24 protein-coding genes are annotated in these 23,102 nt (G+C 72.1%); 13 read left to right on the top strand and 11 right to left on the bottom strand.

Going from position 1 to position 23,102, the window contains the following annotated elements:
- The first annotated feature begins 32 nt into the window (after window positions 1–32).
- Together IE134_RS30595 and IE134_RS30590 are read left to right on the top strand one after the other, a co-directional pair.
- Window positions 33–1,427, top strand: coding sequence for an aldehyde dehydrogenase family protein (locus IE134_RS30595; protein WP_030721617.1), 1,395 nt, complete (start codon window positions 33–35; stop codon window positions 1,425–1,427).
- A 48-nt stretch (window positions 1,428–1,475) separates the two neighbouring features.
- A complete protein-coding gene (locus tag IE134_RS30590) occupies window positions 1,476–2,555 on the top strand; it encodes a Zn-dependent alcohol dehydrogenase (RefSeq protein WP_030721620.1) in 1,080 nt (359 codons plus the stop codon).
- 7 nt (window positions 2,556–2,562) lie between these two features.
- Here the strand turns inward: IE134_RS30590 and ppk2 are convergent, their stop codons facing one another.
- From ppk2 to IE134_RS30570, 4 genes are all read right to left on the bottom strand, one after another.
- Complete coding sequence (ppk2, locus tag IE134_RS30585; protein WP_098020083.1) at window positions 2,563–3,636, bottom strand: polyphosphate kinase 2; 1,074 nt, start codon at window positions 3,634–3,636, stop codon at window positions 2,563–2,565.
- The gene (locus tag IE134_RS30580; protein WP_030721628.1) at window positions 3,605–4,585 is read right to left on the bottom strand and encodes a DMT family transporter; all 981 of its coding nucleotides are present in this window, start codon (window positions 4,583–4,585) and stop codon (window positions 3,605–3,607) included. The genes ppk2 and IE134_RS30580 overlap by 32 nt, the downstream gene beginning before the upstream one ends.
- A gap of 283 nt (window positions 4,586–4,868) precedes the next feature.
- Complete coding sequence (locus IE134_RS30575) at window positions 4,869–5,615, bottom strand: ArsR/SmtB family transcription factor (RefSeq protein ID WP_189432346.1); 747 nt, start codon at window positions 5,613–5,615, stop codon at window positions 4,869–4,871.
- A gap of 14 nt (window positions 5,616–5,629) precedes the next feature.
- Entirely contained in the window at window positions 5,630–6,319 is a 690-nt protein-coding gene (locus tag IE134_RS30570; RefSeq protein WP_030721634.1) for a TetR/AcrR family transcriptional regulator, read from the bottom strand.
- Between the two features lie 76 nt (window positions 6,320–6,395).
- Here IE134_RS30570 and IE134_RS30565 point away from each other — a divergent pair, with 76 nt between their 5' ends.
- The 3 genes from IE134_RS30565 (at window position 6,396) to IE134_RS30555 (ending at window position 8,673) form a co-directional block, all read left to right on the top strand.
- Entirely contained in the window at window positions 6,396–7,547 is a 1,152-nt protein-coding gene (locus IE134_RS30565) for an acyl-CoA dehydrogenase family protein (protein WP_126932238.1), read from the top strand.
- Between the two features lie 108 nt (window positions 7,548–7,655).
- On the top strand, window positions 7,656–7,946 hold the full coding sequence (locus tag IE134_RS30560) for a YiaA/YiaB family inner membrane protein (protein WP_010070249.1): 291 nt from the start codon (window positions 7,656–7,658) through the stop codon (window positions 7,944–7,946).
- An 88-nt stretch (window positions 7,947–8,034) separates the two neighbouring features.
- Complete coding sequence (locus tag IE134_RS30555; protein WP_030721640.1) at window positions 8,035–8,673, top strand: TetR/AcrR family transcriptional regulator; 639 nt, start codon at window positions 8,035–8,037, stop codon at window positions 8,671–8,673.
- Here the strand turns inward: IE134_RS30555 and IE134_RS30550 are convergent.
- Entirely contained in the window at window positions 8,664–9,125 is a 462-nt protein-coding gene (locus IE134_RS30550; protein ID WP_030721645.1) for a MaoC family dehydratase, read from the bottom strand. The genes IE134_RS30555 and IE134_RS30550 overlap by 10 nt on opposite strands.
- 113 nt (window positions 9,126–9,238) lie before the next feature.
- Here IE134_RS30550 and soxR point away from each other — a divergent pair, with 113 nt between their 5' ends.
- Entirely contained in the window at window positions 9,239–9,718 is a 480-nt protein-coding gene (soxR, locus tag IE134_RS30545) for a redox-sensitive transcriptional activator SoxR (protein ID WP_030721648.1), read from the top strand.
- A gap of 53 nt (window positions 9,719–9,771) precedes the next feature.
- Here soxR and IE134_RS30540 read toward each other — a convergent pair whose 3' ends face one another.
- The gene (locus tag IE134_RS30540) at window positions 9,772–10,389 is read right to left on the bottom strand and encodes a hypothetical protein (protein WP_030721651.1); all 618 of its coding nucleotides are present in this window, start codon (window positions 10,387–10,389) and stop codon (window positions 9,772–9,774) included.
- 234 nt (window positions 10,390–10,623) lie between these two features.
- Between IE134_RS30540 and IE134_RS30535 the strand changes: the two genes are divergently transcribed.
- The gene (locus tag IE134_RS30535; protein WP_030721654.1) at window positions 10,624–11,109 is read left to right on the top strand and encodes a GNAT family N-acetyltransferase; all 486 of its coding nucleotides are present in this window, start codon (window positions 10,624–10,626) and stop codon (window positions 11,107–11,109) included.
- A gap of 9 nt (window positions 11,110–11,118) precedes the next feature.
- On the opposite strand, the gene IE134_RS30530 is transcribed toward IE134_RS30535, so the two are convergent.
- Entirely contained in the window at window positions 11,119–12,393 is a 1,275-nt protein-coding gene (locus IE134_RS30530; RefSeq protein ID WP_189432344.1) for an exo-beta-N-acetylmuramidase NamZ family protein, read from the bottom strand.
- 212 nt (window positions 12,394–12,605) lie between these two features.
- Between IE134_RS30530 and IE134_RS30525 the strand changes: the two genes are divergently transcribed.
- The 4 genes from IE134_RS30525 to IE134_RS30510 all read left to right on the top strand — a co-directional run bounded on the left by IE134_RS30525 (window position 12,606) and on the right by IE134_RS30510 (window position 17,373).
- Window positions 12,606–13,376: an SDR family oxidoreductase gene (locus IE134_RS30525; RefSeq protein WP_030721660.1), complete on the top strand. Its 771-nt coding sequence runs from the start codon at window positions 12,606–12,608 to the stop codon at window positions 13,374–13,376.
- Window positions 13,373–15,088 (top strand): AMP-binding protein, encoded by a 1,716-nt coding sequence (locus tag IE134_RS30520; RefSeq protein WP_050513833.1) that lies wholly within the window; start codon window positions 13,373–13,375, stop codon window positions 15,086–15,088. Before IE134_RS30525 ends, IE134_RS30520 begins: the two co-directional genes overlap by 4 nt.
- Before the next feature lie 49 nt (window positions 15,089–15,137).
- Window positions 15,138–15,731 (top strand): TetR/AcrR family transcriptional regulator, encoded by a 594-nt coding sequence (locus IE134_RS30515; RefSeq protein WP_010057064.1) that lies wholly within the window; start codon window positions 15,138–15,140, stop codon window positions 15,729–15,731.
- A gap of 304 nt (window positions 15,732–16,035) precedes the next feature.
- A complete protein-coding gene (locus tag IE134_RS30510) occupies window positions 16,036–17,373 on the top strand; it encodes a M28 family metallopeptidase (RefSeq protein ID WP_097948220.1) in 1,338 nt (445 codons plus the stop codon).
- 82 nt (window positions 17,374–17,455) lie between these two features.
- Here the strand turns inward: IE134_RS30510 and IE134_RS30505 are convergent, their stop codons facing one another.
- Window positions 17,456–18,706, bottom strand: a complete 1,251-nt coding sequence (locus tag IE134_RS30505) for an acyl-CoA dehydrogenase family protein (protein ID WP_030721669.1) — start codon at window positions 18,704–18,706, stop codon at window positions 17,456–17,458.
- A gap of 6 nt (window positions 18,707–18,712) precedes the next feature.
- Window positions 18,713–19,735, bottom strand: coding sequence for a phosphotransferase family protein (locus IE134_RS30500; protein ID WP_030721672.1), 1,023 nt, complete (start codon window positions 19,733–19,735; stop codon window positions 18,713–18,715).
- Window positions 19,736–19,878: 143 nt separating this feature from the next.
- Between IE134_RS30500 and IE134_RS30495 the strand changes: the two genes are divergently transcribed.
- Complete coding sequence (locus IE134_RS30495) at window positions 19,879–21,171, top strand: enolase C-terminal domain-like protein (protein ID WP_030721675.1); 1,293 nt, start codon at window positions 19,879–19,881, stop codon at window positions 21,169–21,171.
- Window positions 21,172–21,235: 64 nt separating this feature from the next.
- Window positions 21,236–22,171 (top strand): NADP-dependent oxidoreductase, encoded by a 936-nt coding sequence (locus IE134_RS30490; RefSeq protein WP_030721677.1) that lies wholly within the window; start codon window positions 21,236–21,238, stop codon window positions 22,169–22,171.
- 67 nt (window positions 22,172–22,238) lie between these two features.
- Here IE134_RS30490 and IE134_RS30485 read toward each other — a convergent pair whose 3' ends face one another.
- Both IE134_RS30485 and IE134_RS30480 read right to left on the bottom strand, forming a co-directional pair.
- Window positions 22,239–22,553: a DUF202 domain-containing protein gene (locus IE134_RS30485; RefSeq protein ID WP_030721680.1), complete on the bottom strand. Its 315-nt coding sequence runs from the start codon at window positions 22,551–22,553 to the stop codon at window positions 22,239–22,241.
- Complete coding sequence (locus IE134_RS30480; protein WP_006123424.1) at window positions 22,550–22,945, bottom strand: YidH family protein; 396 nt, start codon at window positions 22,943–22,945, stop codon at window positions 22,550–22,552. Before IE134_RS30480 ends, IE134_RS30485 begins: the two co-directional genes overlap by 4 nt.
- Window positions 22,946–23,102 lie beyond the last annotated feature (157 nt).

Raw genomic sequence — 23,102 nt, 5'->3', positions numbered from 1 at the left:
GCTCCGCACAGCCCGTCCGGGAGGAAACAGCCATGCAGGCCCATGACCAGATGTACATCGACGGCGCGTGGCGGCCCGCCGTCGGCAGGGACACGATCGCGGTCGTGAACCCGGCGGACGAGCAGGTCATCGCGCACGTACCGGCGGGAACGGCGGAGGACGTCGACGCGGCGGTGCGGGCCGCGCGCGCCGCCTTCCCCGCCTGGGCCGCGACGCCGCCCGCCGAGCGCGCCGCCCGGCTCACCGCGCTGGCCGACGCGCTGGCCGCCCGCAAGGACGTGCTGGCGGAGACGATCACGGCGGAGCTGGGCTCCCCGCTGCCGCTGTCGCAGATGGTCCACGCGGGCGTGCCCGTGCTGGTGGCCGCCTCGTACGCCGAACTGGCCGCCCGCCACGCCTTCGAGGAGCGGATCGGCAACTCCACCGTGCTGCTGGAGCCGGTCGGCGTGGTCGGTGCGATCACGCCCTGGAACTACCCGCTCCACCAGATCGTCGCCAAGGTCGCCCCCGCCCTCGCCGCGGGCTGCACCGTCGTCCTCAAGCCCGCCGAGGACACCCCGCTCACCGCCCAGCTCTTCGCCGAGGCCACGGAGGCCGCCGGTCTGCCGCCGGGCGTCTTCAACCTCGTCACCGGCCTCGGACCGGTCGCGGGCCAGGCACTCGCCGCCCACGAGGACGTCGACCTGGTCTCGTTCACCGGCTCCACCGCCGTCGGCAAGCAGATCGGCGCGACCGCCGGGGCCGCGGTCAAGCGCGTCGCCCTGGAGCTGGGCGGCAAGTCCGCCAATGTGATCCTCCCCGGCGCGGACCTCGCCAAGGCGGTCAACGTCGGCATCGCCAACGTGATGACCAACTCCGGCCAGACGTGCAGCGCCTGGACCCGGATTCTCGTCGACGCCGACCGGTACGACGAGGCCGTCGAGCTGGCGGCGAACGCCGTCACCAAGTACGTGCCCGGGGAGCGGGTCGGCCCGCTCGTCAACGCCAAGCAGCAGGCCCGGGTACGCGGTTACATCACCAAGGGCGTCGAGGAAGGCGCCCGGCTGATCGCGGGCGGCCCGGACGCACCCCTGGACACCGGCTTCTACGTCAGCCCGACCGTCTTCGCCGACGTCACCCCGGACATGACGATCGCCCAGGAGGAGATCTTCGGCCCGGTGGTCTCGATCCTGCGGTACGAGGACGTGGACGACGCGCTCCGGATCGCCAACGACACCGTGTACGGGCTCGCCGGGGCGGTATGGGCCGCCGACGACGAGGAGGCGGTGGCCTTCGCCCGCCGGATGGACACCGGGCAGGTCGACATCAACGGCGGACGGTTCAACCCGCTGGCCCCGTTCGGCGGTTACAAGCAGTCGGGGGTCGGCCGCGAGCTGGGCCCGCACGGTCTGGCGGAGTACCTCCAGACGAAGTCGCTCCAGTTCTGACCCCCGTAACCCTTTCCTCGTAACTCATCACCCGTAAGGAGCCTGTTCGTGGTCCGCGCCGCCGTACTGCCCGCCGTCGGAGCTCCGCTGGAGATCGCCGACATCGTCCTGCCGGAGCCCGGCCCCGGCCAGGTGCGTATCGCGCTCGCCGCCGCCGGGGTCTGCCACTCCGACCTGTCGCTGTCCAACGGCACCATGCGCGTCCCCGTGCCGGCCGTCCTCGGCCACGAGGGAGCGGGCACGGTCCTGGCCGTCGGCGAGGGCGTCACGCACGTCGCGCCCGGTGACGGCGTCGTCCTCAACTGGGCCCCCTCCTGCGGGGTCTGCTTCCACTGCGGGATCGGCGAGGTGTGGCTCTGCGCCGACGCCCTCAAGGGAGTCTCCCGTCTCCACGCCCGTACGGCGGACGGCACCGACCTCCACCCCGGCCTCAACGTCGCGGCCTTCGCCCAGGAGACCGTCGTCGCCGCCAACTGCGTCCTCCCCGCCCCCGACGGCATCCCGCTCACCGACGCCGCCCTCCTCGGCTGCGCGGTCCTGACCGGCTACGGGGCGGTCCACCACAGCGCCCGGGTCCGCGAGGGCGAGAGCGTCGTCGTCTTCGGGATCGGCGGCGTCGGCCTCGCCGTGCTCCAGGCCGCCCGGATCGCGGGCGCCTCCAGGATCATCGCGGTCGACGTCTCCCCGGCCAAGGAGGAACTGGCCCGGCAGGCGGGCGCCACCGACTACGTCATCGCCTCCGACACCACCCCGCGCGAGATCCGCAAGCTGACCGGCGGCCAGGGCGCGGACGCCGCGGTGGAGTGCGTCGGCCGGCCCGCCACCATCCGGGCCGCCTGGGAGTCCACCCGGCGCGGCGGCCGCACCACGGTCGTCGGGATCGGCGGCAAGGACCAGGAAGTCACCTTCAACGCCCTGGAGATCTTCCACTGGGGCCGGTCCCTGACGGGCTGCGTCTACGGCAACAGCGACCCGGCCCGCGATCTGCCCGTCCTCGCCGACCACATCCGCGCGGGCCGCTTCGACCTGTCGATGATGGTCACCGAGCACATCGGCCTGGACGGCATCCCCGCCGCCTTCGACAACATGATCGCGGGCAAGGGCGGCCGGGCGCTGGTGGTGTTCTAGAACGCCGCTAGTAGTCCGTGGTCCGGGACGTCGAGGCGACCGGCCCCAGCAGCCGGGCGTCCATCTCGCCCTCCTCGAACAGCCGGGAGGCCGGGCCCACGATCAGCGGGTCCGGCTTCCCCACCACCTCCGGGTCCTTGCCCGGGTAGTCGAAGCGGTCCAGCACATGCCGCATCGCCTCCAGCCGGGCCCGCTTCTTGTCGTTGCTCTTCACCACCGTCCAGGGCGCGTCGGCCGTGTCGGTGTGGAAGAGCATCAGCTCCTTCGCCTCCGTGTACTCGTCCCACTTGTCGAGCGAGGCCAGGTCGACGGGGCTCAGCTTCCACCGCCGTACGGGGTCGATCTGCCGGATCATGAACCGGTTGCGCTGCTCGTTGCGGGAGACGGAGAACCAGAACTTCACCAGGTGGATGCCGTCCCGGGCGAGCATCCGCTCGAACCCCGGCGCCTGGTGCATGAACTCCAGGTACTCGCGGGTCGTGCAGAACCCCATCACCCGTTCCACGCCCGCCCGGTTGTACCAGGAGCGGTCGAACAGGACGATCTCCCCGGCGCTCGGCAGGTGCGCCGCGTACCGCTGGAAGTACCACTGCGTGCGCTCGCGCTCGGTCGGCTTCTCCAGCGCCACCACCCGCGCGCCACGCGGGTTGAGGTGCTCGGTGAACCGCTTGATCGTGCCGCCCTTGCCCGCCGCGTCCCGGCCCTCGAAGAGGATCACCAGCCGCTCGTCGCGCTCCTTCACCCAGTGCTGGAGCTTGAGCAGCTCGATCTGGAGGTCTCGCTTGGCCTTGTCGTAGTCGCGGCGGCGCAGCTTGCGGTCGTACGGGTAGTCCTCGCGCCAGGCGTCCCGGGCGTGGCCCTCCGGCGTCACGAGGACCGGATCGTCGTCCCCGCTGTCGACCACTCCGAACCCGTCCAGATACGCCCCACCGTGCCGCGCCGCCCGCGCGCTCGCCCCCTGGCCCCCGGGGCTGTCGGGCACGCCGGCCCCGGGGGTGCCACGTTCCTCGGGGGCGGGCTTGTCCCGGCCCGCCCTGGCCTTCGCCCCGTTACGTCCGTTCCGCTTGGCGCTCCTCGTCATGACGGGATCCCTCCACCGGCCGGGCCGGATTTCCGCGTGTGGGCCCAGTCTGCTGACGGCTCCGGGAGACCGCCACCCCGGCCAGGCACAGCACCCCGCCGACGATGCCGAGCGGGGTCGGCACCTCGTCCAGGAGCACCCACGCCATCCCCACGACCAGCGCCGGGACCGCGTACGTGGTCGCGCCCATCTTCCCCGCGGTGGTCCGGGCCAGCGCGTAGCCCCAGGTGGTGAAGGCCAGCGCGGTCGGGAAGACGCCCAGGTAGACCATGTTCAGGGTGGCGGACAGCGGGGCGTCGGCGGCCTCGGAGACCAGCACCCCGGTGAACGGCAGGCAGGCGACGGCCCCGATCAGGCAGCCGAAGGTGTTGATCTGGAGCGAGGAACCGTGCGCGAGGGCCGGCTTCTGGCTCACCACGCCCGCCGCGTACGCCACGGCGGCCAGCAGGCACAGGGCCACGCCCAGTACGGAGGAGCCGCCGTGCCCGGACATCGCGAGCCCCACCACGACCGCGCCCGCGAACGAGACGCCCATCCCCAGCAGCAGCCGGCGCGGCAGCCCCTCGCCGAGCATGCGGGCGCCGAGCAGGGCGATCAGGATGGGCCCGATGTTCACGAGCATCGCGGCCGTTCCGGCGTCGACCTCCTGCTCGCCCCAGTTCAGGGCGACCATGTACAGCCCGAACCACAGCACTCCCGAGGTGATGATCCCGGGCCAGGCGCCGCGCCTCGGGAGCCCCTCCCGGCGGACGATCAGGATCGCCCCGAGCACGAGGGTGCCCGCCAGCAGCCGGCCCAGGGCGAGTGCGCCGGGGGAGTAGGCCTCGCCCGCACTGCGGATGGAGACGAAGGCGGAGGCCCACAGCACGACGGTGGTGCCGGCGGCGGCGGGGGCCCGCCAGCGGTGGGCGGGTGGGGAGACGGGGAGGGGGGACGGGGTCGTCGTCATGGCCACGACCGTAAAGCCGAAACGCTTCGCTCCCCACCGAATTGTCATTCCCCGTCAATCGACGCCCTGGCGAGCCCGTCGGGGCGTCTGAGGACGGCGCCCACATCCAGCCCGTCCGGCGTTTGAGGACGGAACCGGCGCTCGGGGCGGGCGACCCCTTGACTTCCCGGACACGGAGGAGTCGCCCCGTACCACCGCCACGGTTCCGTCCTCAAACGCCGGACGGGCTGTAGGGCGCTGGCCCGTCCTCAATCGCCGGACGGGCTGGAAAGGCAGGCGGGCGTCAGGCGGCCGGGCCGTCGGCGGTGAGGGACGCGGGGTCGACGCCCAGCGTCTCCGACAGCGCCACCACCCCCGCCGAAGTCACCCGCACCGCCCGCCCCGACCCCACCCGCTCGCACCACCCCACCCCCAGTACATGCGCGCACAGCGCCGCCCCCGCCGCCCCCGCCAGATGCGGACGCCGCTCCGTCCAGTCCAGGCAGCCCCGCACCAGGGGGCGCCGCCCCGACCGGTCCAGGGGGATGCCGAGCGCCCCGAACCACTCCAGGCCCGCCTCGGTCAGCGCGAACCCGGTGTCCTGCCGCAGCAGCCCCCGTACCGTCATCGCCTCGGTGATCCGGATGCCGAGCCGCCCGGCGAGATGGTCGTAACAGGTACGCCCCCGCGCCAGCGCACTGCCCACGCTCGCCGCCCGCAGGGACCGCGGCGGCTCCGGCTCGCCGGACATCGTGCGGGAGGCCAGCTCCTCCACCAGGTGCGCCGCCCGCTCGCCGGCCAGCCGGACATAGCGGTGACGGCCCTGCCGTTCCTCGGCGAGCAGCCCGCCCGCGACCAGCCGCCCCAGGTGCTCGCTGGCGGTGGACGGGGCGACACCGGCGTACCGGGCCAGCTCACCGGCGGTCCAGGCCCGCCCGTCCAGCAGCGCCAGGCAGAAGGACGCGCGGGTCTCGTCCGCGAGGAGGGCGGCCAGCGCGGCGAGGCGTCCGGCGGTGGAGTCGTGCGGCCGTGGCCGGGGGGAACGGTCCATACGTCCAGCGTGCGTCACGGACGGTTCGGCACCGGCCGAACCGTCACCGCGTCGTCGCCCACCGCCCGCGCGTACTGCTCGTACTGGAGCGCCAGCCCGTCGAGCAGCGCCCGCAGCCCCGTCTCGAAGGCCCCTTCGTCGACCTGACGGCGGTGGTCGGCGAGCAGGTGGGCCTGGCCGAGGTGCGGATAGTCGGCCGGGTCGTAGGCGGTCTCGTCGTCGACGAAGCCCCCGGCGAAGGAGCCCAGCGCCGAGCCGGTGATGAAGTACCGCATCAGCGCCCCGATCCGGGTCGCCTGCGCGGGCGGCCACCCCGCCCCCACCATCGCCCCGAACACCGCGTCGGCCACCCGCAGCCCCGCCGGGCGGCGGCCGGGGCCCCGGGCGAGGACCGGGACGATGTGCGGGTGCGCGGCGAGCGCGGCCCGGTAGGACAGCGCCCAGTCGTGCAGGGCCTCACGCCAGTCGCGCCGGTCCGACTCCTCGAACATCGACAGGTCGACCTGTGCGGAGACCGCGTCGGCGACGGCGTCGAGGATCTCCTCCTTGTTGCGGAAGTGGTTGTAGAGCGAGGGCCCGCTCACCCCGAGCACGGCCGCCAGTCGACGGGTGGAGACGGCGTCGAGCCCCTCGGCGTCCACGAGAGCGCTCGCCGCCCCGACGATGCGGTCTCTGCTGAGGAGGGGCTTGCGCGGTCGGGCCATGCGGCTCATAGTAGGCCCTGCGAACCAGAAACTAGCAGTGCTAATTAAGCGATCGTCGGAAGCGGGGTGGCGCACGATGGACCTGGCGCTCAGCGTGGAGCAGGAAGCCGTCCGGAAACTGGCCGAGGACTTCGTCGCCCGCGAGGTCACCCCGCATGTCGTCGCCTGGGACCGGGCCGAGAATGTCGACAGGTCGATCGTCAAGAAGCTCGGCGGTCTCGGCTTCCTCGGGCTGACCGTCCCCGAGGAGTACGGCGGCTCCGGCGGCGACCACCTGTCCTACTGTCTGGTCACCGAGGAGCTGGGGCGCGGCGACTCCTCGGTGCGCGGCATCGTCTCCGTATCGCTCGGCCTCGTCGCCAAGACGATCGCGTCCTGGGGGAGCGAGGAGCAGAAACGGCAGTGGCTGCCCCTGCTCACCTCCGGCGAGGCGATCGGCTGCTTCGGCCTCACCGAGCCCGGCACCGGCTCGGACGCCGGGAACCTTGCCACCAGGGCCGTCCGCGACGGCGGTGGCTACGTGATCAGCGGCACCAAGACGTTCATCACCAACGGCACCTGGGCCGACGTCGTCCTGCTCTTCGCACGGACGAACGACAGTCCCGGCCACCGCGGCGTCTCCGCCTTCCTCGTCCCCGCCGACACCCCCGGCCTCTCCCGCCGCACCATCCACGGCAAGCTGGGCCTGCGCGGCCAGGCCACCGCCGAACTGGTCCTGGAGGACGTCCGGATACCGGCGTCCTGCCTCCTCGGCCCCGAGGGCAAGGGCTTCTCCATCGCCATGTCCGCCCTCGCCAAGGGGCGCATGTCGGTCGCGGCGGGCTGTGTCGGCATCGCCCAGGCCGCCCTGGACGCGGCCGTGCGCTACGCCGGTGAGCGCGAGCAGTTCGGCAAGGTCATCGCCCGCCACCAGCTCGTCCAGGAGCTGCTGAGCGACATCGCCGTGGACGTGGACGCCGCCCGGCTGCTGACCTGGCGGGTCGCCGACCTGATCGACCGGGGCCAGGATTTCGCCACCGCCGCCTCGAAGGCCAAGCTGTACGCCTCCGAGGCCGCCGTCCGCTGCGCCAACAACGCCCTCCAGGTCTTCGGCGGCTACGGCTACATCGACGAGTACCCGGTCGGCAAGCTGTTGCGGGACGCCCGGGTGATGACGCTCTACGAAGGCACCAGCCAGATCCAGAAGCTGATCATCGGCCGGGCGCTCACCGGCGTCTCCGCCTTCTGACCGGTGTCCGTGCCTCCTGGCCGGCGCCCGGGCTCGTACGGGTGTCTGAGTACCGGCCTGAGTACGGGCACGGATGTGGCGTGCGCCACGTCGGCGGATGCTGGGCTCATGAGTGACACGACATCGGTCAAGCAGCAGAGCACCGCAGCCTTCTACGTCCAGGCCGTGGCCTCCTTCATGGTGGCCATCGGCGCGGTCGCCTTCGGTATCTTCTTCCTCGACGCCGACGCCTGGGTGCGCGGATTCCTCGCCATCGGCGTGCTCTACCTGGTCACGTCCTGCTTCACGCTCGCCAAGGTGATCAGGGACCGCCAGGAGGCCGGGCAGATCCACAGCCGGGTCGACCAGGCCCGGCTGGAGAAGATCCTCGCCGAGCACGACCCGTTCCAGAAGCTCTGACCCCGTACCGCAGGCCGGACCACCCCTAAGCGCTTGCTCAGGTTCGGGGTATGGTGTTCGTCCTGTTGACGGAGAGGGGCCCTGGGCGATGAGTGCGGCGGAGGAGACGACCGGCGAGGACACGCCGTGGGGCGAGGTCACTCCCGAGGCGGCCAGGCGGCTCCTCGTCGCCGCCGTGGACGCCTTCGCCGAGCGCGGGTACCACGCGACCACCACCCGTGACATCGCCGGCCGGGCCGGCATGAGCCCGGCCGCGCTCTACATCCACTTCAAGACCAAGGAAGAGCTGCTCCACCGGATCAGCAAGATCGGTCACGAGCGGGCGCTGTACGTGCTCGACACCGAGGCGGACCGGGACGGCACGGCCGCCGAACGGCTCGCCGGAGCCGTCCGCTCCTTCGTCCGCTGGCACGCGGAGCGCCACACCACCGCCCGGGTCGTGCAGTACGAGCTCGACGCGCTGGGCGAGGAGCACCGCACCGAGATCGTCGCGCTGCGGCGCAGGAGCGACGCGGTGGTGCGCCGGATCATCGGCGAAGGGGTGCGCGACGGCGAGTTCGACGTCCCCGACGTCCCCGGCACCACGCTCGCGGTGCTCTCCCTCTGCATCGACGTGGCCCGCTGGTTCAACGCCCAGGGCAGCCGTACGCCCGACGAGGTCGGCGAGTTGTACGCCGACCTCGTCCTGCGGATGGTCGGGGCCCGTACGCCTTCGGGTCAGAAGTAGTAGCGGGACACCGACTCCGCGACACAGGCCGGCTTCTCGCTGTCCTCGCGCTCGACGGTGACGACCGCCGTGACCTGCACGCCGCCGCCCACCTCCGTGACCTCCCGGAGCACCGCCGTGGCCCGCAGCCGCGAGCCGACGGGGACGGTCGAGGGGAAACGGACCTTGTTGGTCCCGTAGTTGATGCCCATCTTCATGCCCTCGACCCGCATCACCTGCGGTACCAGCGCGGGCAGCAGCGAGAGCGTCAGATAGCCGTGCGCGATGGTCGTGCCGAACGGCCCGTCCTTCGCCCGCTCCGGGTCCACGTGGATCCACTGGTGGTCGCCGGTCGCCTCGGCGAACCGGTCGATCCTCTGCTGCTCGATCTCCAGCCAGTCGCTGTGTCCCAGCTGCTCGCCCACACCGTCCCGCAGCTCCTGCGCGGACGTGAAGATCCTCGGCTCTGCCATGTTCCCGGTCCCTGCCTTCCGGCTCGACGCACCATCCGGCGCGATGTCTAAGCGCTTGCTCAGCATCGTTGGGCGGCCCGTTCCTGTCAACGACATGGCAGTAGGTTTGAGGGGTGCCCCAGATCCCACAGACACTCCACGAACTCTCGGTCGGCCAGCTCTCGGCGCGCAGCGGCGCCGCCGTCTCGGCCCTGCACTTCTACGAGTCCAAGGGCCTGATCACCAGCAGCCGCACCAGCGGCAACCAGCGCCGGTACTCCCGTGACGCACTGCGCCGGGTCGCGTTCGTCCGGGCGGCCCAGCGCGTCGGCATTCCGCTGGCCACGATCCGGGACGCGCTCGCCGAACTGCCCGAGGAGCGCACGCCGAACCGCGAGGACTGGGCCCGTCTCTCCGAGGCATGGCGCAAGGAACTGGACGAGCGCATCACGCAGTTGCACCGGTTGCGCGACCATCTGACCGACTGCATCGGCTGCGGCTGTCTGTCGCTGGAGACCTGCGTCCTCTCCAACCCCGACGACATCAACGGCGAGAAGATCACCGGTTCCCGTCTGATGCCCGAACGCAAGCAGCCGACCGAAGACCGTCCTTAGCACCGAAGTACCGAAGTACCGAAGTACCGAACGTCGTTCTTGGTTACGTCACCTCACGCGGCCGCCGCCGCGGCCGGCCTCCGGTGCCGTGGCAGCCGGGCCCTGGCCAGTGTGCGGTCGGTCAGGGCGGGCTGCGGCACCGCGATCCCGCAGCCCGTGCACACCGGGCCCGCCCACGGCTCCTCGCCCCGCTCCTGCCGCCACTCGATGCCGGTGCCCGCACAGACCGGACAGGCCGAGCCGGGACCGGAGCCGAGAGCCGCGATCAGTCGGCGCAGGACCTCTGCGAGCGGCTCCGTGGGATGGACGCCCGGGTCGGTGCAGCGAGCCACCCCGTGACCGCCCCAGGTGCGCCGGTGCCAGTCGTCGAACGCGCCGGGCCGCCGCAGCCCCGCGTGCTTCTCGCGCCGCCGCCGCTCCGCGAACCCCGCTTCGTACGCGAGCCAGACCGCCCGCGCCTCCTCCAGTTCGTCCAGCGCGCGCAGCAGGCGCACCGGATCGGGCTCCCGGTCCTCGGGGTCGAGCCCGTGCCGGGCGCACAGATGGTCCCAGGTCGCCCGGTGCCCGTACGGGGCGAACCTCTCCAAACACTTCCGCAGCGAATACCGCCGCAGGGCCAGATCACCCCGCGGATCTCGGACCTGTCTCGCAAGACTCCGGAAACCGGCCATGACACCGCCACCTCCGTTGCTCGTCCTTGGACGTCATGGAATGGACGTACGCCTGCCCGTTTCGGCTCCATCGAAAGATGAAATCCGTCCATTGGCCGAGAATCCCCATGTGGGGTGGGGTGCCATGGGCGGAAGCGGAGCGGCGCTCGGGCGGGTGGTGCGCGGGCGTGCGCTCCTTGCGCGAGTGGCGAAATCCCCTGGCGCCGGCACGGGCCCGTGAGGTTGGGTTCGCCCATGACAACAGCTCGACCGCGCCTGGAAATGATCACCGCCGACAATGTGCTCGACGCCTGTCGGCTGGAAGTCGCACCCGAGCAGCGCAGGTTCGTCTCCCCGGTCGCGCAGTCCCTGGCCGAGGCCTATGTGCATCCGGACCTCGCCTGGCCCCGGCTGATCTGCGACGGTGAGCGCGCCGTCGGCTTCGTCATGGCGTACTTCGACCTGGCGTTCGACTTCGACGCCGGGGTGCCGGACGCCCCGAAGCGCTCCGGGCTCTGGCGACTCGCCGTCGCCGCGGGGGAGCAGGGCCGGGGCTACGGGCGGTTCGCCGTCGGGGCGGTGAACGAGGAGATCCGCCGGCGCGGCGGGACGGTCTCGACCGTGACCTGGAAACCCGGCGAGGGCGGGCCCGAGGAGTTCTACCTCCGGCTCGGCTACCGCAAGCGGGGCCTCACGGACGACGGCGAGTACCTCGGCGACATGGATCTCACGGCAGCCTGAGCCGAGAGGCTAGCCCTCGTACCTCAGATACCTCCGCCGCTTCGCCCGGAACGCCGACAGGTCCCGCTGCCACGCCCGTACCACCGCGTCCGTGTCGGCGCCCGCGTCGATCATCGTGCGGACCCGGGTGTTCCCGGTGAGCTTGTCGATCCAGTTGTCCGGCCGCCAGGCGAAGCCGCTCCACGTCCGCTTCGCGGTGACCAGCAGGGCGATCCCGGTGCGGACCGGGTCGAAGACCTCCCGGTCGAGGACGTGGAGCTGGACCCCGCCCACCGTCTTGCCCTGGAACTTGGAGAACGTCGGCGCGAAGTACGCCTCCCTGAAGGCGACCCCCGGCAGGTCCAGCGCGTTCGCCGCGGCCGCCCAGCGGTGGTCGATGCCCTCCGCGCCGAGGAGTTCGAAGGGGCGCGTGGTGCCCCGGCCCTCGGAGAGGTTCGTCCCCTCGAAGAGGCAGGTCCCGGAGTAGACCAGGGCCGTCTCGGGCGTCGGCATGTTCGGGCTCGGCGGCACCCACGGCAGCCCGGTGTCGTCGAAGAAGTCCGAGCGCCGCCACCCCGACATCGTCACCACCTCAAGCTGTACCGGTTTCTCGTGCAGGAACTCCGTGTTGAAGAACAGCGCCAGCTCCGCCACCGTCATCCCGTGCGCCTGGGCGATCTCCCGGCGGCCGACGAACGTGGCGAACGCCGGGTCCAGCACCGGGCCCAGCGCCGCCCGCCCGGTCACCGGGTTCGGCCGGTCCAGCACGACGAGCCGCTTGCCCGCGAGCGCAGCCGCCTCCATGCAGTCGTACAGCGTCCAGATGTACGTGTAGAAGCGCGCACCCGCGTCCTGGATGTCGAAGACGACGGTGTCCACGCCCGACGCGGTGAAGATGTCCGCGAGGTCCTGCCCGCTCTTGAGGTACGTGTCGTAGACCGGCAGCCCGGTCGCCGGGTCGTCGTACCGGCCCTCGGAGCCGCCCGCCTGCGCGGTGCCCCGGAACCCGTGCTCGGGGCCGAACACGGAGGTCAGGTTCACCCGCTCGTCCGGGTGCATCACATCGACGATGTGCCGGACGTCGGCGGTGATGCCGGTCGGGTTGGTGACGACCCCCACCTTCTGGCCCCGCAGCAGCCGGTAGCCGTCGGCCGCCAGCCGGTCGAAGCCGGTACGCACCCCGCCGCGCCCGTGCCTCGGGCCGCGTCCGGGGGCGGCGGAGGCACCACCGGTGCCGGCCGCCGTCGCCGCGAGCGCTCCCATCGCGCCTCCCGCGGCCAGCACACCACGTCGGGACAGGCTCATTCCGCTACCTCCATGATCGCGCCGACTGTCATGGCCACGCACGCTAGCGCGGGCCGGGGCCGCGCGGAACGACCTGGGCCGCGCCGATTCCCCGAGCCGCCCCCCGTACTCCGCCCCGGTCCTTCCGCGGCTCTTCCCCGGCCGCTCCCGCCCCTTTCCCGATCACATACCGACCGGTTAGTCTGCCGGTGCAGCCGGATCGGAGAGGCGGGATGACGATGGGTACGGTGCAGGGCGCCGGCGTGGTGGTCACAGGGGCCGGAGGCGGCATCGGAGCCGCTCTGGCCCGCAGGTTCGCCGCCGGAGGGGCGCGGGTCGTCGTCAACGACCTCGACCTCGCGCGGATCGAACCGCTCGCGAAGGAGATCGGCGGCATCGCCGTCGCCGGGGACGCCTCGGGGATCGTGGACGCGGCCCGGGAGGCGCTGGACGGCACGGTCGACGTCTACTGCGCCAACGCCGGTCTGGCCTCGCCCGGTGACGCGTTCGCCGACGAGGACGTCTGGGCCGCCGCCTGGGACGTCAACGTGATGGCCCACGTCCGCGCGGCCAAGGCCCTCCTGCCGGACTGGCTGGAGCGCGGCAGCGGGCGGTTCGTCACCACCGCGTCCGCCGCCGGGCTGCTGACGATGATCGGCGCCGCCCCGTACAGCGTCACCAAGCACGGGGCGGTGGCCTTCGCCGAGTGGCTCTCGCTCACCTACCGCCACCGCGGGATCAAGGTCCACGCGATCTGTCCCCAGGGCGTGCGCACCGACATGCTCACCGCCGCAGGTTCGGCCGGCGAGCTGGTCCTCGCCCCCGGCGCCATCGAGCCGGACGCCGTCGCCGACGCCCTGTTCGAGGCGATGGACGCCGACCGCTTCCTGGTCCTGCCGCACCCCGAGGTGGCCGGGTACTACCAGGCCCGCGCCGCCGATCCCGACCGGTGGATGGGCAACATGAACAAGCTCCAGCAGAAGTGGGAGGCGAGCGAGGCATGAGCGACGTTCCCTCCGCCGGACCCGGCACGCGGCCCCCCGGCACACCCGCCACCTCGATCTACGCCGCCCAGCCCTGGCTCGCCCTGCTCAGCGAGGCCCAGCGCGCCCCCGTCACCCCGCCCCCGACCGTGCTCCACGCCTGGCGGGCGGCCGTGGACCGGGCCCCGGACCACCCGGCCCTGGCCTACTTCGACGGCCGGCTCAGTTACCGCGAGACCGACGAGCTGTCCGACTCGGTGGCCGGCCACCTCGCCGCCCGGGGGCTGCAGCGCGGCGACCGGGTCGCGATCATGCTCCAGAACAGCCCGCACTTCGTCCTCGCGCTGCTCGGCGCGTGGAAGGCGGGGGCCACCGTCGTACCGCTCAACCCGATGTACAAGGCGGGCGAGGTCGGCCATGTCCTCGCCGATGCCGGGGTCACCGCGCTGATCTGCTCGGACCGGGCGTGGGAGACGTATCTCCGGGACACCGCTGCGGCCGCCCCGGACCTCCGTATCGCGCTGACCGCCTGCGAGCTGGACCTCCAGAGCGTGAACGACCCGCGTGTCCTCGGCTTCGAGCGGCTCCCTGCCCCCGGCCCCGACGACCTCGCGGACGATCTGCTGACCGCCGCCCGCGCCGGGAACCCGGCCCCGGCCGACCGCGGTCTCACCGCCGAGGACGTGGCGCTGATCAGCTACACCTCCGGCACCAGCGGCACCCCCAAGGGCGCGATGAACGCCCACGGCAACATCATGGTCAACGCCGAACGCCAGCGCACCGGCCATCCGATCGCCGAGGGCTCCGCCTACTTCGCACTCGCCCCGCTCTTCCACATCACCGGCATGGTCTGCGAGCTCTCCGCCTGCATCGCCAACGCGGGCACCCTCGTCCTTGCCTACCGCTTCGAGGCGGGCGTCGTCCTGGAGGCCTTCGCCGCCCACCGCCCCGCCTACACCGTCGGGCCCTCCACCGCCTTCATGGCGCTGGCCGCGCACCCGGACGTCACCCCGGACCACTTCGCCTCGTTCCGGGTGATCTCCTCCGGCGGTGCGCCCCTGCCGCCCGCGCTCGTGGAGAAGTTCCGCGCGGGCTTCGGCCCGTACATCCGCAACGGCTACGGGCTCACCGAGTGCACCGCCCCCTGCGCCTCGGTCCCGCCCGAGCGGGAGGCACCCGTCGACCCGGTCTCCGGCACGCTCTCCGTCGGCGTCCCCGGGCCCGACACCGTCGTCCGGATCCTCGACGAGGAGGGGCGGGAGGTGCCCTTCGGGGAGCAGGGTGAGATCGCGGTGCGCGGCCCCCAGGTCGTCTCCGGCTACTGGAACCTCCCCGAGGCCACCGCCGCCGCCTTCCCGGACGGCGAGCTGCGCACCGGTGACATCGGGTTCATGGACGCGGCGGGCTGGCTCTATGTCGTGGACCGCAAGAAGGACATGATCAACGCCTCCGGGTTCAAGGTGTGGCCGCGCGAGGTGGAGGATGTCCTCTACACCCACCCGGCGGTGCGGGAGGCGGCCGTGGTCGGCGTGCCCGATGCCTACCGCGGGGAGACGGTCCGGGCGTACGTGAGTCTGCGCCCGGGGGCCTCGGTGGAACCCGGCGAGCTGGGCGCGTACTGCAAGGAACGGCTCGCCGCGTACAAGTATCCGCGCGAGGTGGAGATCCTGACCGAGCTGCCGAAGACGGCGAGTGGGAAGATCCTCAGGCGGGAACTGCGTTCCCCCCGTTAGAACAGCGTCCGGACAGCACACGCACAGTACGAAAGGAAGGTGGCGGCTCATGGCCAAGGCGACGGACCAGAACGGCACTCCCGTCCCCCAGAGGCTGCTGGCCGCCGCCACCCGGCTCTTCGCCGAGCGCGGGTACGACCGCACCTCGGTCCAGGAGATCGTCGAGGCGGCGGGCGTCACCAAGGGGGCGCTCTACCACTACTTCGGCTCCAAGGAGGACCTGCTCCAGGAGGTGTACGCCCGGGTGCTGCGGCTCCAGCAGGAGCGCCTGGACGCCTTCGCGGACGCCGAGGCCCCCGTCGAGCAGCGGCTGCGCGACGCGGCGGCCGACGTGGTGGTCACGACCATCGACAACCTGGACGACGCCGCGATCTTCTTCCGCTCCATGCACCACCTGAGCCCCGAGAAGAACAAGCAGGTACGTGTCGAGCGCCGCCGCTACCACGAGCGGTTCCGGGCCCTGATCGAGGAGGGGCAGAACAGCGGCGTGTTCTCCTCCGCCACCCCCGCCGACCTCGTCGTCGACTACCACTTCGGTTCGGTCCACCACCTCTCCACCTGGTACCGCCCGGACGGCCCGCTCAGCCGCCAGGAGGTCGCCGACCACCTCGCGGACCTGCTGCTGCGGGCCCTGCGCCCGTAGGGGCTCCCGTCCCGGGGTGATCCAGTGGCCCGCCCGGCCGGGCGGGGCGAATCTGGATGTATGAGGTATGTCCGGCCTCCTGTGGAGGCGCCAGCGTTCACGGGCCGAGGTCCGTTCGTTAATAGAACGGACCTGTCCGGTTTCCGCTCTTGACGGAGCACTGTCATTTCCTTGAGCATCGGTCACGCATTGCGCACCCCTGGGCCGCTTGTCCAGCCCACGCTCCAGGACCCGGCCGGATCACCGCGCGGCCGGGGACCCCCCGCACGTTCCGTCAGTCCCCAACGGAATCCGGAGCCCGTGAATGAGACCGAACCGTTCCACCCTGCGCAGATCCCCGGCGGCCGTGGCCGCCATCACCCTCGCGGCCCTTCTCGCGACCGCCGCGCCCGGCGCGCAGGCCGCCGGAGCGCCGACGCCGGAGGCAGCCGCCGCGGCCGCCCCCGACATCCCCGTGGCCAACGTCAAGGCCCACCTCTCGCAGTTCTCGACGATCGCCGCGAACAACGGCGGCAACCGCGCCCACGGCCGCCCCGGCTACAAGGCGTCCGTCGACTATGTGAAGGCCAAGCTGGACGCGGCCGGATACACCACCACGCTCCAGCAGTTCACCTCCAACGGCGCCACCGGCTACAACCTGATAGCCGACTGGCCCGGCGGCGACCCGAACAAGGTCCTGATGGCCGGGGCCCACCTCGACTCGGTCTCCTCCGGCGCCGGCATCAACGACAACGGCTCCGGCTCGGCCGCCGTGCTGGAGACCGCGCTCGCCGTCTCCCGCGCCGGGTACCAGCCCGACAAGCATCTGCGGTTCGCCTGGTGGGGCGCGGAGGAGCTGGGCCTGATCGGCTCGAAGTACTACGTCAACAACCTGCCGTCCGCCGAGCGTTCCAAGCTCTCCGGCTACCTCAACTTCGACATGATCGGCTCGCCCAACGCCGGCTACTTCGTCTACGACGACGACCCGGTCATCGAGAAGACCTTCAAGGACTACTTCGCGGGCCTGAACGTCCCCACCGAGATCGAGACCGAGGGCGACGGCCGCTCCGACCACGCCCCGTTCAAGAACGTCGGCGTCCCCGTCGGCGGCCTCTTCACCGGCGCGGGCTACACCAAGTCCGCGGCCCAGGCGCAGAAGTGGGGCGGTACGGCGGGCCAGGCCTTCGACCGCTGCTACCACTCGTCGTGCGACAACCTGAGCAACATCAACGACACGGCCCTGGACCGCAACAGCGACGCCGCCGCCCACGCGATCTGGACCCTGTCCTCCGGCACCGGCGAACCGCCCACGGGCGAAGGCGTGTTCAGCAACACCACCGACGTCGCCATCCCGGACGCCGGAGCGGCGGTCACCTCGTCGGTCGCGGTCACCGGGCGAACGGGCAACGCCCCGGCCGCACTTCAGGTCGGCGTCGACATCAAGCACACCTACCGCGGCGACCTCGTGGTGGACCTGCTCGCCCCGGACGGCAGCGCGTACCGGCTGAAGAACTCCAGCAGCGGCGACTCGGCCGACAACGTCATCACGACGTACACGGTCAACGCCTCCAGCGAGGTGGCCAACGGCTCCTGGAAGCTGCGCGTCCAGGACGTCGCCCGCCAGGACACCGGCTACATCGACAGCTGGAAGCTCACCTTCTGAGCCCTGTCGTACGAGCACGTGTACGTGTACGGCTGCGGCCCCCTCCCGAAGAGCACCTCGGGAGGGGGCCGCACCGCGTCCGTCACACGTACCGCTTGATCTCCCGCCGGGCCAGCGACCGCTGGTGCACCTCGTCCGGCCCGTCCGCCAGCCGCAGCGTCCGAGCCGAGGCCCACAGCTCCGCCAGCGGGAAGTCCTGGCTCACCCCGCCCGCGCCGTACAGCTGCACCGCGGAGTCCAGGATGTCCACCACCGCGCGCGGGGTGGCGATCTTGATGGCCTGGATCTCGGTGTGCGCGCCCTTGTTGCCCACGGTGTCCATCAGCCAGGCCGTCTTCAGCACCAGCAGCCGCAGCTGCTCCACCGTGACCCGGGCGTCCGCGATCCAGTTCTGCACGACACCCTGCGCGGCCAGCGGCTTGCCGAACGCCGTACGCGCCACCGCCCGCCGGCACATCAGCTCGATGGCCCGCTCCGCCATCCCGATCAGCCGCATGCAGTGGTGGATCCGGCCCGGACCCAGCCGCGCCTGGGCGATGGCGAAGCCGCCGCCCTCCTCGCCGATCAGGTTCGACGCGGGCACCCGTACGTCGTGGAAGACCACCTCGGCGTGGCCGCCGTGCGAGTGGTCCTCGTACCCGTACACCTGCATCGCGCGCCGCACCTCGACGCCCGGGGTGTCGCGGGGGACCAGGATCATCGACTGCTGGCGGCGGATGTCCTCGCCGTCCGGGTCGGTCTTGCCCATCACGATGAAGACCGCGCAGTCCGGGTTCATCGCCCCGGAGATGTACCACTTCCGCCCGTTGATGACGTAGTCTCCCCCACTCTCGGCTCCGCTCGAGCGGGAGGTGCCCCCTCCGTCCCGCGCGATCCGCGTCTCGATGTTCGTCGCGTCCGACGACGCCACGTCCGGCTCCGTCATCGCGAACGCCGAGCGGATCTCCCCGGCGAGCAGCGGCTCCAGCCACTGCTTCTTCTGCGCCTCGGTGGCGAACTGGAACAGCACCTCCATGTTCCCGGTGTCCGGGGCGGCGCAGTTCGTCGCGGTCGGCGCGAGGTGCGGGGAGCGTCCGGTGATCTCCGCGAGCGGGGCGTACTGGAGGTTCGTCAGCCCGGCCCCGTACTCCGCGTCGGGCAGGAAGAGGTTCCACAGCCCCTGCCGCCTGGCCTCGGCCTTCAGCTCGCCGACGACCGCCGGGGTGTCCCACGGCGAGGCGAGCCGCGCCCGCTGCTCCTCGGCGACCTGCTCGGCCGGATACACATGCTCGTCCATGAACGCGAGCAGGCGGGAACGCAGCTCCTCGGTACGGGCGTCGAATGCGAAGTCCATGGGGGTTCAGCCTTCCTGGAGGGTGGTGAGGCCGTGCGCGATGAAGACGGGGACCAGCTCGCCGATCCGGTCGAAGCCCGCGCCGACGGTCTGGCCGAGCGTGTAGCGGTAGTGGATGCCCTCCAGGATCACGGCGAGCTTGAACCAGGCGAACGCGGTGTACCAGGAGATGGCGGAGGTGTCCCGGCCCGAGCGGGCCGCGTAGCGCTCGATCAGCTCGGCGGGGGCGGGGTGTCCGGCGGCCCCGCTGGTGGTGGAGACGGGCGACTTCGGCAGACCGAGGTCGGAGCTGTACATCACGAGCAGCCCGAGGTCGGTCAGCGGGTCGCCGAGGGTGGACATCTCCCAGTCGAGGACGGCCTTGATCCGGTCGTCGGAGCCGATCAGGACGTTGTCCAGGCGATAGTCGCCGTGGACGACCGTGGGCGCGGGGGAGGAGGGCAGCGCACGGCCGAGCGCGGCGTGCAGCTCGTCGATGCCCGCCAGGTCACGGTTGCGGGAGGCGTCCAACTGCTTGCCCCAGCGCCGCAACTGCCGGTCCAGGAAGCCCTCGGGCCGCCCGAAGTCCCCGAGCCCGACGGCCTCCGGGTCCACGGCGTGCAGATCGACCAGGGTGTCGACGAGCCCGAGGACCGCCGCCCGGGTGCGCTCGGGGCCCAGCGGGGCGAGCTGCTCGGCGGTGCGGTACGGGGTGCCCTCGACGTACTCCATCACGTAGAACGGCGCGCCGATCACCGAGTCGTCCTCGCAGAGCAGCAGCGGCTCCGGAACGGGGACGGCGGTCGGGTGCAGACCGCTGATCACGCGGTGCTCGCGCGCCATGTCGTGCGCGGTGGCCAGCACATGGCCGAGCGGCGGTCTGCGCACCACCCACTGTCCGGTCCCGTCGCCGACGACGTACGTCAGGTTCGAGCGGCCGCCCTCGATGAGCCGCGCTTCGAGGGGTCCGCTCACCAGCCCCGGTCGCTCGCGGTCGAGATGGCCGCGCAGCAGCTCCGGGTCGAGACCTGGTGGGGGGACTGGGCTCATGGTGCGTACCTCCGGGCGACTGCGGACGGGTCGGGACCATGATGCCGACCAGTCGGTATGTCGTCCAGTGCCCTTCGGGATCTGCCGCCCCGGAAGTCGTCCGGGCCCTGGTGGTGAAACGCATCTCTGAATACAGTTCACGTATGAATACAGCTCTGGTGATCGAAGACGTCCGGCTCACCCCGATCCTCGTGTCCGATCCACCCCTGCTGAACACGCAGGGCGTCCACCAGCCGTACACCCCGCGCCTGATCGTGGAGGTCGTCACTCGGGGCGGAACCACCGGCGTGGGGGAGACGTACGGCGACGGCGCCTACCTGGAGCCCGCGCGTTCCCTCGCCGAGGCGCTCCCGGGCCGGGCGGTCACCGATCTGAACGGGCTGTTCTCCCTGGCCGACGAGGTGTGCGACGGATCGCACGCCGCCGCCGACGACCGGGTGGACGCCGGAGGGCTGCGCGGGGTCAGGAACGCCGAAAAGATCCGGCTCTCGGTCGTCTCCGCCTTCGAGGTCGCCTGCCTGGACGCCCTCGGCAAGGCGCAGGGCCTGCCGGTGCACGCGCTGCTGGGCGGCAAGGTCCGCGACAGCGTCGAGTACAGCGCGTACCTCTTCTACCGCTGGGCCGCCCACCCGGTCTCCGGTGAGCGGGACGACTGGGGCGCGGCGCTCGACCCGGCCGGCGTGGTCGCCCAGGCCCGGCGCTTCGCCGGCACCTACGGCTTCGGCTCCTTCAAACTCAAGGGCGGCGTCTTCGAGCCCGACCGGGAGATCGCCGCGATCCGCGCCCTGGCCGAGGCGTTCCCCGGCCGCCCGCTGCGCCTGGACCCGAACGGCGCCTGGTCCGTCCCCACCTCGCTGTACGTCGCCGAGCAGCTGAAGGACGTCCTCGAATACCTGGAGGACCCCACCAGCGGCACGGACGGCATGGCCGCCGTCGCCGCCGCCACCGACGTCCCGCTCGCCACCAACATGTGCGTCACCACCCTGGCCGAGGTCCCCGAGGCGTTCGCCCGCGACGCCGTCCGGATCGTCCTGAGCGACCACCACTACTGGGGCGGACTGCACCGCACCCGGGAACTGGCGGGCATCTGCCGCACGTTCGGCGTCGGACTCTCCATGCACTCCAACACGCACCTCGGCATCAGCCTCGCCGCGATGACCCACGTCGCGGCCACCGTGCCGGACCTCGCATACGCCTGCGACAGCCACTACCCCTGGCAGACCGAGGACGTCATCACCGAGCGCCACACCTTCACCGGCGGCCGGCTCACGGTCTCCGACGCCCCCGGACTCGGCGTCGAACCGGACCGCGACCGCCTCGCCGCCCTGCACCGGCGCTGGCTGGAGGACGACGGCACCCACCGCGAGCGCGACGACGCGGCGGCGATGCGCGTCGCCGACCCGGACTGGACGACGCCGGCGGTCCCGCGCTGGTGAGGGCGGGGCCCACGGCCGTACCGCCTGAGTTGCGGCGACCCTGACCTGCGCGGAAGGTCGAGGGATGAAGGCGATCAGCTACAGCGCGTACGGCTCCGCCGACGTCATGGAGTACGGCGAGCGGCCCGACCCCAAGGTCGGCCCCGACAGCGTCCTGGTGAAGGTGCGGGCCGCCGCAGTGAATCCGGTCGACTGGAAGGCCCGCGAGGGCTACCTCCAAGGCGCCCTCGACGCCGTGTTCCCGGTGATCCCCGGCTGGGACGTCTCCGGGGTCGTCGTGCAACCGGGCGTCGCCGTCGACGAGTTCGCCGTGGGCGACGAGGTCATCGGCTACGTACGCGAGGACTTCCTCTCGCGCGGTACGTTCGCCGAGTACGTCGCCGCCCCCGTACGCACCCTCGCCCGCAAGCCCCTCAGCCTGAGCTTCGAGGAGTCGGCGGGCCTGCCGCTGGCCGGGCTGACCGCGTACCAGGTACTGCACCGCACCCTGAAGATCCGCGAGGGCGACACCGTCCTGGTCCACGCGGCGGCCGGGGGCGTCGGATCGCTCGCCGTCCAGATCGCCCGGCACACCGGCTGCCGGGTCGTCGGCACCGCGAGCCCCCGCAACCACGAGCACCTGCGGAGCCTGGGCGCGGAGCCCGTGGAGTACGGCGAGGGCCTCGTCGAACGGCTGCGGGACCTGGTCCCCGAGGGCTTCGACGCCTCCTTCGACACGGTGGGCGGCGACGCCCTGAGAGCCTCCGCCGAAACCCTCGCCCCGGGCGGCCGGCTCGCCTCCATCGCGGACGACGAGGTCTTCTCCTACGGCGGCCGCTACGCCTTCGTGCGCCCCGACGCGGCGGACCTGGCCCAGGTCGCGGAGCTGGCCGAGCGGGGCATCGTCACCGTCCACGTGGACCGGGTGTTCCCGCTGGAGGAGGCCGCCGAGGCGTACCGGCTGAACCAGGAGGGGCGGACGCGCGGCAAGATCGTGGTCACGGTGGACTGGGAAGCGTAGGCGCTGTCGGGCCGGTCAGACCTGCATCGCCGCCGCAGCCCGGCCGTCAGGCGTCGGGCGCCCGGCCTCAGAACAGCATCGCCGCCGCGAACACCGCCAGCGCCACCGTGCACAGCGCCGCCGTCAGCGCCCCGCGCGGTGCGAACTGCTCGGGCCGCGCCACCCCCAGCACACTCACCCGGCGGTGAGCGACCAGCAGGAACCCCAGCCAGGCCAGCGCGCTCAGCGCCACCGCGACCAGCGCCGCCGGGTTCGCCCCGCTGTGCAGCGCCTGCCGCCCCGCGAGGAGCGCGACGACCGTGGCGGTCAGCGTCGTACGCCGCCAGGCCAGCCGCGTCCGCTCCGGCTGCAGCCCCGGATCCCGGTCCGCCGCCGCCGTCACACGCCCTCCCAGCCGAAGAGGACCACCACCACCATCGCCACGGCGACGACGGCGACCACCAGACTCAGCAGGGTCGGGAACCGGGACACCGGCAGGTCCTCGCCCCGCCGCATCGCCCGCTCGCACCGCACCCAGTGGTTGACCGCCCGCAGCGCGCAGAGCACCCCGGCGGCCAGCAGCCCGAGCGCGAGCCCGGCCCGGACGCCCCACACCAGCTCCGGCAGGAACTGATCGACGGCGAAACCCCCGCCGATCAGGGCCAGAGCCGTCCGGATCCAGGCGAGGAACGTCCGCTCGTTGGCCAGCGAGAACCGGTAGTCGGGGGTGTCCCCCTCCTCCCGGATCCGCTGCGGCGCGAACCACAGCCGTACACTCTGCGCGATCTTGTTCACACGGGAAACCCTAGTGGGATGCGCGGGGCCCGCCGAATGGCTGTCCGGCGGGCCCCGCGCGCTCACTGCTTTCCGTCTGTTGCTTGCTATCGCACGCTGGTGAAGTCTTTCCAGCCGGTGCCGATCTTGGTGCCGCTCCCGATGCCGCCGGTGCCGT

This window comes from Streptomyces rubiginosohelvolus (assembly GCF_014649875.1).
Classification (GTDB): Bacteria; Actinomycetota; Actinomycetes; order Streptomycetales; family Streptomycetaceae; genus Streptomyces; species Streptomyces rubiginosohelvolus.
The sequence above is the reverse complement of the archived record's forward strand: the minus strand, read 5'-3'. Positions and strand labels throughout refer to the sequence as shown.